This is a genomic window from Edaphobacter sp., assembly GCF_035532915.1.
Lineage (GTDB): Bacteria > Acidobacteriota > Terriglobia > Terriglobales > Acidobacteriaceae > Edaphobacter.
In genome coordinates this window covers 1-11,235 of record NZ_DATKQC010000178.1, presented here as the reverse complement: position 1 = coordinate 11,235, position 11,235 = coordinate 1, and the positions used below count along the sequence as shown (strand labels likewise).

The window sequence follows — 11,235 nt, the reverse complement described above, 5'->3', positions numbered from 1 at the left end:
CGGCTGAAGGGGACTTACTCGAAGTTTCTTGAGGGCAAAGAGGCTTACATGGAGGCGCAGACCAAGCTGCAGGATGCGCTGAAGAACCGCGTGAAGATCGAAGTGGACTGGCTGCGGCGTGGACCAAAGGCGCGGTCTACAAAGGCGAAGGCGCGGATCGACAATGCGAACGATCTGATCGGGCAGTTGAAGGAAGTAAACTCGCGCGTGCAGACGGCGACTGCGGGAATTGATTTCTCTGCGACGGAGCGGCAGACGAAACGGCTGGTCGAGTTGGAGGATGTAAGCATCACGCTCGGCGATAGGAAGATCGTCGAAGGGCTGAATTTTCTGATTACCTCGGGCGTTCGAGTAGGACTTGTCGGCCCGAACGGGAGCGGAAAGACGACGCTGCTGCGGCTGCTGACAGGAGAGCTGGAGGCTTCGGCTGGCGTGGTCAAGAAGGCTCCGCTGCTGAAGATTGTGTACTTCAGCCAGATGCGCGAGCTGGATGAGGATGTGACGCTGCGGAGGGCGCTGGCTCCAGATTCGGACTCGGTCGTCTATCAGGGACGCGTGGTGCATGTGGCGAGCTATGCCACGAAGTTCCTGTTTACCAGCGAGCAGTTGAATCAACCAGTCGAGAGGCTGAGCGGCGGCGAGCGAGCGCGTGTGCTGATTGCGAAGCTCATGCTGGAGCCTGCGGATCTGCTGTTGCTCGATGAACCGACCAACGATCTGGATATCGCTACGCTCGAAATTCTGGAAGAGAGTTTGCTGGAGTATACCGGCGCGCTGGTATTGGTGACCCATGACCGTTACATGCTGGATCGCGTATCGACCGTCGTGTTGGGACTCGATGGCAAAGGCGGCTCGGAGAGATTTTCGGACTACTCGCAGTGGGAACAGTGGCGCGGCGCGAAGGTGGAAGAAGCGATTGCTCCGGGAGCTACGGGCAAGGCGGTTGCTTCGGCTACCTCTGCGTCTGCTCCGGCTGCTGGCGGAAAGAAGAAGCTGTCCTATCTTGAGGCCCGCGAGTTCGCCGGAATTGAAGCTGCTGTCGAGGCTGCGGAGGATCGTCTGCAGGCTGCGCGCGAGATGTTGGAGCGGCAGGATGTTGTGACCGATGCGACCAGGCTGACTGCGGCACTGGCCGAGATGGAAGCTGCGCAGACGGCTGCGGATGACCTGTATGCGCGATGGGCGGAGTTGACCGAGAAGGTCGGGTAAATCAGCTTAGCCTCCCATGCCCTCGTCGGCGGATGGACCGTAGAGCCCGGGGACAGGAATGTCGTTGAGTCGAAGATAGACGCCAAGCTGCGCGGTGTGGTGAATGAGGTGGTTGAAGAACATCTGCCGGAAGGTCAAAGTGCGGGAGTTGTTGCAGATGACCTGTTCGCCGTAGGTGAACCTCCAGAGCTTCTGCAGGTGCTCGTCAGAGGCTGCGGCGAGCGAGGCTCGACACTGTGCGGCGGCTTCGTCGAGTTGCTTGAGCGCGGCTTCGCGGGTGGTGAAGACGAGCGGGACATGTGGGCGCTTGGGCGCTGCTAGGTCCATGCTCTCGTCTTCGAGGATGTAGTAACCGAACAGCGGCATGCTGGCACAGTGCATGGCGAGTTTGCCGAGAGGCATGGACTTTTCGTGACACTTAAAGTCGTTCCTGCCCTCGGGAACGCGCTCGAGCGTCCGGCGCGTGTTCGAGATTTCGATGTCGTAGTCTTGAAGGAGGACTTCGGCGATGGTCATGGTTTTTCTCCCTGGAGGTTAGAGGCCGGTGATGTTGTAGCCGCAGTCGACGAAGGTGATTTCGCCGGTGATGCCGCTGGCGAGGTCGCTCGAGAGGAAGAGCGCCGTGTTGCCGACCTCGGCGACCTCGACGTTGCGGTGGAGCGGGCCGCGCTGTTCGACGGCGTTCAGAATTTGGGTGAAGTCGCTGATGCCGCGGGCGGCGAGGGTCTTGATGGGGCCGGCGGAGATGGCGTTGACGCGGATCTTCTTGCTGCCAAGGTCGGCGGCGAGGTAGCGCACCGTGGCTTCGAGCGCTGCCTTGGCCACGCCCATGATGTTGTAGTTGGGGAAGACCTTGGTGGAGCCGTAGTAGGTCAGGGTGAGGATCGAACCGCCTTCCGTCATCAGCGGCTCTGCGGCGCGGGCGAGCGCGATCAGCGAGTAGGCGCTGATGTCGTGTGCGACGCGGAAGTCTTCGCGGGTGGTCTGGAGGACGGTGTTCTTGATATTGGGCGCGAAGCCGATGGAGTGGACGAGGATATCGAGCTTGCCATAGGCGGACTTGAGCTCCTCGAAGACCTTGTCGATATCGGCGTCGATGGCGACATCGCACTGGAAGGTCCGTGCGCTGGGCAGGTCGGCGGCGAGCTCTTCGGCGTCCCGCTGAAGGCGCTCGTTCTGGTAGCAGATGGCGAGCGACGCGCCCGCTTCGGAGAGCTTCTGGGCGATGCCCCAGGCGATGCTGCGCTTGTTGGCGAGGCCGAAGACGACGGCTACTTTGCCTTTGAGATCAATCATGGTGTCATGTACTCCTGTTGGATTCCGATGGTTAGGATAGCAAGTTAGCGGGGCAACGTGAGCCAGTCGTACTGCTCGTCGGTCAGAGGCACGACGGAGAGGCGGAACTGGCGGAACAGGATGGAGTCCTTGAAGACGGCGGACTGGCGAATCTCATCGAGCGGCTTCTCGTGTTTGAGCCGCTTGACCGGTTTGATGCGGACGTTCGGGTTTTTGGGGTCGGTGGCGTCGACCGAGACGACCTTTGCGGTGCCAATGGCGGCCTTGCCGATGTTGGAGTGGTAGATGACCAGCTTTTCGCCGGGCTTCATGTTGCGCAGGTAGAGCAGGGCCTGGTTGTTGGCGATGCCGTCCCACGTGGTCTCGCCGTCGCGCAGGAGATCGTCGTAGGAGTACTTGTTCGGTTCAGTCTTCAGAAGGTATGGCATGTCGGCTCCTGTTCGCTTTGCTGGATACGGAGAGGTACCCCTCCCCCCGTACTTAAGTCCTAAAGTCTTCAAAATAAATGATATAGGTCTGGACTTCGGTTCGGACCCAGGATTGATTCTGCGTGGTGGTGGGCCATGAAAAAAATCCCGGGGATGGCCGGGACTTCTTGCTCGATCTCTTGTTTTAGTTTAGCGGATTGAGGGAAACTCATTTGCACTTTTCTGCACCTATATTTCTTTTCTTATGTGCCAGTTAGAGATCTGGGGGCTTGACAGGTTTTGAGGGTGGGGATGGCTTAGGGAAGGTCTGATTGAGCCCCCAGGGATTCCTCAGAGGCTAAAGCCTCTTTTCGTAGGATGACTTACGATGCGGCTGAAGCCGCCCCTTCAAGACCATGATGTAGTCAGAGTTTCCTTAGGGTCATTGGAGATCAGGGTTTCCTCATCTATGCCCGCAGCAATGTGGCGCGTTAGTTGCACCGTAACTTTGTGGACTTGATCGGCAGGAGGGAAGATGCACGTTCATAGCCACCCCACGAACTTCAATGCGGTTGATCTCTCGTCGACGAGGGCGGCGGAAAAGGCAGTCTCCGCACAACGGGCTGCCGATGTTCGCAGCCAGTTGCAGCGAAGCGGTCTGGACGTTGAGGGTGAGATGGATCCGTTTGAGAGTTTTATGGTCGGCAGGGACCCGGAGGGAAGTTCTCGGCAGCAGCAGAGTCAGAGACAGCCCGACGCCAATGCTGCGAGACGACCCCAGTCCGCCGAGGAAGAGCAGGCGAGTGAGCCCTTATCTTTCTGGGCCTGATGTGCCAACGAGGAATTTTATTGCTGTAAAAGGCACGGCTAGCGCCGCACCCTTATTTATCCCAGGGGTTTAAACGACACCAGCAAAGTGACGAAGAGCAATCCAAAGACGATGACCAGCAGGGGAAACCAGCGATCCAACCACGACTCCGATGAACTAGACGAACTCATGCAACCTTCTCCTTTTAACGTCTTCCATCCTACGCGTTTTGTGCCACTTCGCGCGAGGGCGCAGTTTCGACGATCGCGTTTGTGGATTGAGTGCCGAGATATTGCGATACGGTTGCCGATAAGACAAGCTTTGGACTTCTTTCGGTGGAAAGCGGGTGAAATTACGTTGACACGCATGCTTGTATGGGAATATATAAAGCTTGATGCTACTGGTGTTCGCAACGAGGCTTTTGCTGGTGCGGCTGGATATGGACAGACGAAGGAGACGTTCTTACCGATGAAGAATCTTTTTGAAGCGGCGACGGTGGAAGAGATCAAGGAACGGATGGCGCGGCTGAGGCCGGACAGCGAGCGGCAATGGGGCAAGATGAACGCACCGCAGGCGGTAGCGCATTGCACGCGCGGTCTGGAGTTGGCTACGGGTGACCGGCGGCCGCCGAGGATGCTGGTGGGGCGAGCTATCGGTTGGATCATAAAGCCGATGGCATTTAAGGAAAGCGAGCCGATGCGCCGGAACTCGCCGACGGTTCCGGGGCTGGTGGTGAAGGATGAGCGGGACCTGGCGGTGGAGCGGGAGCAGTTGTGCAGGATGATCGACCGGTTTGCGGCATCGGGGCCGGAGGGATGTACGACGCATCCACACAGTTTTTTCGGGAAGCTGACGCCGGAGGAGTGGTCGGCGTGGATGTACAAGCATCTGGACCATCATCTGCGCCAGTTTGGGGTCTGATTTCCCGGCTTGGCGGCAGCTATCGCGCTCTATCCCATGGGGTGAAACGAAACCAGCATGGTGACGAAGAGCAGCCCAAAGAGGATGACCAGCAGAATCCACCAACGATCAAACCAGGACTCTTTTTCATGAGAAGAGCTCATAGCGGCGTTCTCCTTTACGGTCCATAATCCTACGCCCTGCCACGATGACGAGATGACGCGAGCTGGGCTAGCCGCCCAGGTCGAGCAGGTGGACTTCGCTGAGCAGCTGGTTGAGGAAGGCGGAGCCGAGGCGCTGGAACTTCTCGATGGAGTCGGTGGCGTAGAAGCGGCTGGTGGCGGGCGCTCCGGTGGAGTTCGGTAAAAAGTATGCGGCTACGCTGGCGGCGGTGGCGGCGGCGGAGTCGATGATGGTCATGGGATGGTTGAGCTCGGCGAGGGTGCGCTCGATGAGCGGCTGGAGCAGAGGGTAGTGGGTGCAGCCGAGCAGAAGGGTTTGGGCGTTGGGTGCTTCGGCGAAGGCTTCGTTGAGATAGATGCGGAGGACTTCGGCGGTGACGTGGTGGTCGATCCAGCCTTCTTCGACCAGAGGGACGAGCAGAGGGCAGGCCTTTTCGGTGGCAGCCAGTCCCAGGGCGTTGAGGGATTGGGCGTAGGCGTGGGATTGGGTGGTGGCCGTCGTGGCGAGGACGAGGACTGAGGCTTGTGGTGGTTCGGGAGAGAAACTCAGGTCCTTCGACTCCGCTGCGCTGCGCTCAGGATGACAATTCTGTTCCGATACGATCTGTTGCGATGCGGAACTTTTAGCGGCGAGGGCGGCTTCGGCTCCGGGCTGGATGACGCCTACGACGGGGATGGGCATGGCCTGCTGGATGTCTTCGAGGGCGAGGGCGCTGGCGGTATTGCAGGCGATGCAGAGCAGGTCGGCACCTTGATCTTCGAGAAACTTTGCGCTGGAGACGGCGTAGCGGGCGATGGTCTCCCGCGACTTGGAGCCGTAGGGCAGGCGAGCGGTGTCGCCGAGGTAGATGTAGCGCGCGCCGGGGATGAGAGGGAGCAAATCGCGGAGGACGGTGAGGCCGCCGAAGCCGGAGTCGAAGACGCCGATGGTGGGATTGGGAGAAAGGAGCTTAGTAGGCTTCGCGGTCATGGCTGGGTCGCTTCCTGCGGACGGGGTAAAACTTCGGGCTGGGGTGGAGTCGGGGTTGTCGTAGTGTCGATGGCGAGGTAGGAGCGCTTGAGGTCGGCGTGGCCGGCGAGGGTGTCGTGGGCCTGGCCGTCGACCAGGAAACGGACTTCAGTGATTTTGGGGAAGTTGGCGTGAAGGGTGCCGATGATCGAGAGCAGCGTGAGGTTTTCTACTTCGATGCCGGAGGGATGGTTTTCTACAAAGGAGCCGTGAAGATTGACGACGGCGACCTCCCCGGCCGATTGAGCGGCAGGTGACGGAGCGGCTTTTTGCTGCTGGGGGAGGCCCGTAGTTGCGCTGAGGGTGTTGGTGGGGGCGGGTGTGGTGATGGGCAGGGGCAGGAAGAAGACGTCATCGACTGCGGGGCCGCTTTGGAGGACGTGTGCGGAGGTGGGCAGAGCGTATTCGCCAAGTAGATGTTCGAGCAGAGCGCGGGCGCGGAGGGTGGGGTCTTGCGGCAGGGCGATCTGCTGCTGGTCAGGTGCGATGGAGCCGTCGGCGTCGTTGGCGAGGTAGAGGGTGACGTCCTGGGTGCTGGCGGTGGTGGGCGCGGCGATGGGGGTGGCGTCGTTGAGCGCGGTGAGGCGTTTGTGCGCCTGCTGGCAGCCGTGGATGAGGAAGGCGGCCATGAGGAAGATGCCGCCGACGAGGGTCCAGAAGAGGATGCGCTGATAGCGAGGGATCATTGCGCGGCTCCGTCGGCGTTGGCTGCGGTTTCGGTGCGCCATTGGGTGAGGGCAGCGGCGATGGCCTCGGCGGCTTGCTGCTGGTAGCTGGGGTCGGAGACGGGGGTGGGAGTCGCGGTGGTGTTCGCCAGGGGTGCCAGCTCGATGGCGATGGCGGGGCAGATGAGGTTGTCGAGCGGAGGGACGGAGGCCTGTCCGAGGATGACGGGCAGCTTGGCCTGAAGCAGAGCGACGCCGATCTGGTTGGCGATAAGGCGGCTGTCGGGGACGGAGGCGGCCTGTGCGGTGTCCCATCGGAGGATGTGGGGGGGGTGCTCTGGCGGAGTCAGGCTCGAGGTGAAGAGGTGGATGCCGGAGCCGCTGCTGGTGGCGTGGAGGACGAGGCAGACGGCGGGGTGGTCGTGGTTGGCGATCTCGGCGCGCTGGTCGGTGGTGAAGGCGGCGGCGGGGTCGGAGGTGCGGGTGGAGATGACGGCGAAGTTATTGCCGGAGAGCAGGGCACGGAGGCGGTTGTTGAAGGCTAGCGTGATGTCTTTTTCGAGGAGGTCGTTGGGGAGGTGGGCTCCGGTGTCGGGGCCTCCGTGAGCGGGATCGATGAGGATGAGGGTGCGGGTGGGTTTTGGTGTGAAGGGGACGGTTAGCGGCGGCTTTGGGGCTTGTAGCTGGGCTGGCTGTGGAGTTTGGGCGAGGGACGCGAGGCTGCTGAGAGTGAGCAGGACGGCGGCGGCGAATTGCTTCCGGGGAGGAGTCAATGTGGTTGGGTTGATTGTAATTGGTTGGAATGAGGGACGTGGTTGAGGGTGTTGGTTCCGGTCCTGATGATGCTGAAGTGGCAGAGGAAGGCATATCTCAGGGGCTAAAGCCCACGACTTTTTTGAAGGGATATAGAGGGCCAAGGCTGAAGCCTTGGCGTACCCAGAAGCGACGGCAACTGAACGGCAACCGCAGGTTCTTCGACTCGTGCTTTCGCGCTGCGTCGGAATGACAATTTGGTGGAGGGTTATGGAGGGCGCGGTCATCCTGGGGATGACCGCGCCTTTTGGTTTGGCTTAGTCGAGGGCGTAGATGGCGAGGCCGCTGAGGAGCTTGGGGTAGAAGTCGGTGGACTTCTGCGGCATGACGTCCATGGAGAGGGAGACGTCCTTGAGCTGGTCGAGCGTGATGGGCTTGATGAGGAAGGCTACGTCAGCCTCGCCGCTGGTGACCAGACCGACTGCTTCGTCGACTTCGCGGATGAAGCGGACGTTGCCCAGCTTGGTGATGGTGTCGGAGCTGAGACCGAGGATGCGGTCGAGGATGATGGAGTGAAGCTGAACGACGTCGAGCTGGGCCTGGCGGGTGGGAAGGTCAGCTAGTTCCTTGGCGATGACTTCCTTTTTGGCCTTGAGCAGATAGTTGCCGTCCCCGGTGGCGGCCACGATGGCCACGCCCGGAGTTTTGGCGAGGATGCTGACGTCGGGGGAGTCAAGCTGCTCGATGTCGAAGAAGGCTGAGGCCTTGGTGATGAAGTCGGGCGAGCTGAACGCGGGGATGTCGTAGACGACGCGGTGGGTCGGCAGGATGGTGATGCCGGGGGCCTCCATGTTGACGAAGGTCATCATCATGGCCGCTTCGGGGAAAGCCGGGACGGGAAGGTGGCCGGTGCCGAGCCTGGAGTCTTCGTTCATGGGCGGGTAGGGCTGGTTGAGAGGAAGCTTGAGCTGCGCCGAGCGCTCCTGGGCATAGGCGACCGAGGTCTCGTAGCGGTGGTGGCCGTCGGCGATGATGAGCTTTTTGTCGGCCATGGCGGTGACGATAAGGTTGATGAGCTGCGGATCGGTGAGCTTCCAGACCTTGTGGACGACACCGTACTCGTCGGTGATGGCGAGGTCGGCGGCCGAGTCGGAGCCGAAGATCAATTTCTCCGCGGTGAAGGCGGGGTCGGAGTAGAGCATGTAGATCTGCTCGCAGTAGGCGCGGGTGGCCTTGAAGAGGCTCAGGCGATCGGATTTGTGCTTGGGGAAGGTCTGCTCGTGGCGGTAGACGACCTTGTCGGCGTAGTCGTAGAGGTGGCCGAGGGCGATGAAGCCGCGACGCTCGCGTACCTCGTCGGTGTGAGGGACGGTGTAGGTCTGGGAGTAGCCGTAGAGGGCGGGCTCGGCCTCTTCGCGGAGGATCTTCTCTTTGCGCCAGTCGTGGAGGGTCTCGGCGGCGCGGGTGTAGGTGTTCTCGTCGTCGGTATCGGTGGGGAACTGCTTGCCGAGGATGACGCGGATGAGGTTGTAGGGGCTGGCTTCGTAGTAGCGCTCCTGCATGGCCGGGGTGATCTTGTCGTAGGGCTGGGTGACGACGTCTTCCATTTTGACGCGGGAGGTGTCGTAACGAAGGGCGCGGAAGGGGTAGATGCGGGCCATGCTTTTTGTTTTCTCCAGAGAAGGTGTATGAGGTTATTGTACGGGTGTTGTGTGAATTGGTGGCTTCAGCGCCGGTTTAAGGCAACCGCAACGGGCTGGTTTTCGTCCAGTGACACAGAGGACCGTAGATCGGTGTAAGCTGCGTGCGTGGTTGATTGGTTGAAGGCGTATGGTGGGAGATTCCTTCTCTGGTTCAGGCAAGGTACGGGTACTGATATGCCGGGTGCAGACGCTGCGTTTGGTTGTTGGCTGAAGCGAGGACTTGCGGCTTCGATTCTGACGCTGTGCGCCATGGGCTGGGGCGGAGTGGGCTGGGCGCAGGAGAACCCGCTGGACCAGGTGCAGACGCAGGCTCCGCCACCGCCGAAGAAGACGCCAGAGGATGCGAAGCCAGTGCTTGAAGGCGCGGACAATGTGGCGGCCCATGCTACCTCGCACCGGAATTCGCGGATTCGCGTGGACGTGAACCTGGTGCTGGTTCCGATGACCGTGACCGACCCGATGAACCGTCTGGTGACGGGGCTGGACAAGGAGAACTTTCAGATCTTCGACGACAGTGTGGGGCAGACGATCAAGAGCTTTTCGACCGATGACGCTCCGGTATCGATTGGGGTGGTCTTCGACCTGAGCGGGAGCATGACGTCGAAGTTCATGCGCTCGCAGAAGGCGCTGACCGAGTTTCTGCGTACATCGAACCCGAAGGACGAGTTTTTCGTGGTGGGCTTCAACGACCGTCCGGCGGTGATTGTGGACTATACGTCCGAGGTGGAGGACGTAGAGGCGCGGATGGTGATGCTGAAGCCGGAGAAGCGGACGGCGCTGATCGATGCGGTTTATCTGGCGGTGGACAAGCTGAAGGAGGCAAAGTACGACCGCAAGGCGCTGCTGATTATCTCCGACGGCGGCGACAACCGCAGCCGGTATACCGAGGGCGAGCTGCGGCGAGCGGTGCGGGAGAGCGATGTGCAGATCTATTCGATTGGGATATTCGATGCGTACGCGCCGACTCCCGAGGAGCAGACGGGGCCGCTGCTGCTGGCCGATATGTGCGATGCCACGGGCGGCCGGATGTTTCGCGTGAACGATGTGTCGGAGCTGGGAGATATCGCTGCGCGGATCAGCGCGGAGCTGCGGAACGAATATGTCATCGGATATACGCCTTCGGGACTGAAACGGGATGGGAACTGGCGTAAATTGAAGGTACGATTGCTTCCACCGCCGGGGCTTCCCCCGCTGACGGTGCACAATCGCCAGGGGTACTATGCACCTTCGGAGTAACCGGTTTTGGCCGCTGACGTTGGCGGCGGGGATGTTGATTGCGGTGGGCGGCACGATGGGCGCTCAGGCCCAGCAGGCAAAGGCTGCGCCACAGCAGGCAACTGGGCAACCGTCGCTTACGGTGGACCGTGACCCGGTGCCGTCGCCGGATGCGGAGACGCAGGCCGCTCCGGCAGAGGGTGCGCCCGAGGGGCTTCCCCAGGGACAGATCGAGAAGGGCACGGGCGGACGGTATACGCTGCGCGAAAACGCGTATGAGGTGCGGCTGAACGCTACCGTGGTCGATGGTAGCGGGCGCTCGGTCCAGACGCTGACCAAGGACGCCTTCCATGTCTACGAGGATGGGGTTTCGCAGACGATCTCGTCGTTTCGGCATGAGGACTTGCCGGTCTCGCTGGGGATCTTGATCGACAGCTCGGGGTCGATGTATGACAAGCGCGCGGCGGTGGAAGAAGCTTCGCTGGATCTGGTGAAGTTGTCGAATCCGGAGGATGAGGCCTTCGTGGTGGACTTCTCGTGGGAGGCGTTCATCGACCAGGACTTTACGAGCGATATCAACAAGCTGCAGAAGGGGCTGGACTATATCAAGTCCAGCGGCGGAACGGCGCTCTACGATGCGCTGGTGGCCTCGGCCGACTATACGTCGAAGAATGCGAAGCATCCCAAGCAGGTGCTGCTGGTGATTACGGACGGCGAGGACAATGCGTCAACGGCGACGCTCGAGCAGACGATCCGCAGGATTCAGGATATTGATGGGCCGGTGATTTACAGCATCGGTCTGTTGTTTGGGCAGGATACGGACAAGCGTGAGGCGCGTCATGCGCGCAGGGTGCTGGAGGCGCTCTCGGAGGAGACGGGCGGCGTGGCTTATTTCCCCAAGTCGGTGCAGGATGTGGACGGGATTGCTGCCGAGGTCGCAAAAGACATTCGGACGCAATATACGATCGCGTATCACTCGACGAAATCGCCTACGCTGGGCGGATACCGGCAGGTTCATGTCGAGGCCAAGGCCAAGGGGATGGGTAAGTTGTCGGTGCGGACGCGGGCTGGGTACTTCCCCAAGGTGG

At 60.9% G+C, this 11,235-nt stretch carries 12 protein-coding genes; 5 read left to right on the top strand and 7 right to left on the bottom strand.

What is annotated here, in order from left to right; all coding sequences use genetic code 11:
• A partial coding sequence (locus tag VMU57_RS08625) for an ATP-binding cassette domain-containing protein (protein WP_325382456.1) occupies positions 1–1,209 on the top strand: 1,209 nt, incomplete at its 5' end.
• 6 nt (positions 1,210–1,215) lie between these two features.
• Here the strand turns inward: VMU57_RS08625 and VMU57_RS08620 are convergent.
• From VMU57_RS08620 to VMU57_RS08610, 3 genes are read right to left on the bottom strand one after another with little or no spacing between them, the layout of a single operon-like run.
• Positions 1,216–1,725, bottom strand: coding sequence for a DinB family protein (locus tag VMU57_RS08620; protein ID WP_325382454.1), 510 nt, complete (start codon positions 1,723–1,725; stop codon positions 1,216–1,218).
• A gap of 18 nt (positions 1,726–1,743) precedes the next feature.
• Positions 1,744–2,505, bottom strand: coding sequence for an enoyl-ACP reductase (locus VMU57_RS08615; RefSeq protein WP_325382452.1), 762 nt, complete (start codon positions 2,503–2,505; stop codon positions 1,744–1,746).
• Between the two features lie 44 nt (positions 2,506–2,549).
• The gene (locus tag VMU57_RS08610; protein WP_325382450.1) at positions 2,550–2,933 is read right to left on the bottom strand and encodes an EVE domain-containing protein; all 384 of its coding nucleotides are present in this window, start codon (positions 2,931–2,933) and stop codon (positions 2,550–2,552) included.
• A 514-nt stretch (positions 2,934–3,447) separates the two neighbouring features.
• On the opposite strand from VMU57_RS08610, the gene VMU57_RS08605 reads away from it, so the two are divergent.
• Positions 3,448–3,741 carry a hypothetical protein gene (locus tag VMU57_RS08605; protein ID WP_325382449.1) on the top strand — a complete coding sequence of 98 codons (294 nt, stop codon included), beginning with the start codon at positions 3,448–3,450 and terminating at the stop codon, positions 3,739–3,741.
• 447 nt (positions 3,742–4,188) lie between these two features.
• Positions 4,189–4,641 (top strand): DUF1569 domain-containing protein, encoded by a 453-nt coding sequence (locus VMU57_RS08600; RefSeq protein ID WP_325382447.1) that lies wholly within the window; start codon positions 4,189–4,191, stop codon positions 4,639–4,641.
• 210 nt (positions 4,642–4,851) lie between these two features.
• On the opposite strand, the gene VMU57_RS08595 is transcribed toward VMU57_RS08600, so the two are convergent.
• The 4 genes from VMU57_RS08595 to VMU57_RS08580 form a co-directional block, all read right to left on the bottom strand.
• Positions 4,852–5,772 carry a glutamate racemase gene (locus VMU57_RS08595; RefSeq protein ID WP_325382445.1) on the bottom strand — a complete coding sequence of 307 codons (921 nt, stop codon included), beginning with the start codon at positions 5,770–5,772 and terminating at the stop codon, positions 4,852–4,854.
• Positions 5,769–6,497 (bottom strand): GerMN domain-containing protein, encoded by a 729-nt coding sequence (locus VMU57_RS08590; RefSeq protein ID WP_325382443.1) that lies wholly within the window; start codon positions 6,495–6,497, stop codon positions 5,769–5,771. Before VMU57_RS08590 ends, VMU57_RS08595 begins: the two co-directional genes overlap by 4 nt.
• Positions 6,494–7,249: an N-acetylmuramoyl-L-alanine amidase gene (locus VMU57_RS08585; protein WP_325382441.1), complete on the bottom strand. Its 756-nt coding sequence runs from the start codon at positions 7,247–7,249 to the stop codon at positions 6,494–6,496. Before VMU57_RS08585 ends, VMU57_RS08590 begins: the two co-directional genes overlap by 4 nt.
• Before the next feature lie 297 nt (positions 7,250–7,546).
• The gene (locus tag VMU57_RS08580) at positions 7,547–8,890 is read right to left on the bottom strand and encodes a DUF1015 domain-containing protein (protein ID WP_325382439.1); all 1,344 of its coding nucleotides are present in this window, start codon (positions 8,888–8,890) and stop codon (positions 7,547–7,549) included.
• A 216-nt stretch (positions 8,891–9,106) separates the two neighbouring features.
• Here VMU57_RS08580 and VMU57_RS08575 point away from each other — a divergent pair, with 216 nt between their 5' ends.
• Together VMU57_RS08575 and VMU57_RS08570 are read left to right on the top strand one after the other, a co-directional pair.
• Positions 9,107–10,168, top strand: coding sequence for a VWA domain-containing protein (locus tag VMU57_RS08575; protein ID WP_325382437.1), 1,062 nt, complete (start codon positions 9,107–9,109; stop codon positions 10,166–10,168).
• Positions 10,152–11,235 (top strand): VWA domain-containing protein (locus VMU57_RS08570; RefSeq protein WP_325382435.1); only part of this gene is annotated, 1,084 nt, incomplete at its 3' end. The genes VMU57_RS08575 and VMU57_RS08570, both read left to right, overlap by 17 nt.

Bases quoted from the DNA above. Each gene is read 5' to 3' on its own strand.
- VMU57_RS08620 (WP_325382454.1), bottom strand. From the start codon at position 1,725: ATGACCATCGCCGAAGTCCTCCTTCAAGACTACGACATCGAAATCTCG.
- VMU57_RS08615 (WP_325382452.1), bottom strand. From the start codon at position 2,505: ATGATTGATCTCAAAGGCAAAGTAGCCGTCGTCTTCGGCCTCGCCAAC.
- VMU57_RS08610 (WP_325382450.1), bottom strand. From the start codon at position 2,933: ATGCCATACCTTCTGAAGACTGAACCGAACAAGTACTCCTACGACGAT.
- VMU57_RS08605 (WP_325382449.1), top strand. From the start codon at position 3,448: ATGCACGTTCATAGCCACCCCACGAACTTCAATGCGGTTGATCTCTCG.
- VMU57_RS08600 (WP_325382447.1), top strand. From the start codon at position 4,189: ATGAAGAATCTTTTTGAAGCGGCGACGGTGGAAGAGATCAAGGAACGG.
- VMU57_RS08595 (WP_325382445.1), bottom strand. From the start codon at position 5,772: ATGACCGCGAAGCCTACTAAGCTCCTTTCTCCCAATCCCACCATCGGC.
- VMU57_RS08590 (WP_325382443.1), bottom strand. From the start codon at position 6,497: ATGATCCCTCGCTATCAGCGCATCCTCTTCTGGACCCTCGTCGGCGGC.
- VMU57_RS08580 (WP_325382439.1), bottom strand. From the start codon at position 8,890: ATGGCCCGCATCTACCCCTTCCGCGCCCTTCGTTACGACACCTCCCGC.
- VMU57_RS08575 (WP_325382437.1), top strand. From the start codon at position 9,107: ATGCCGGGTGCAGACGCTGCGTTTGGTTGTTGGCTGAAGCGAGGACTT.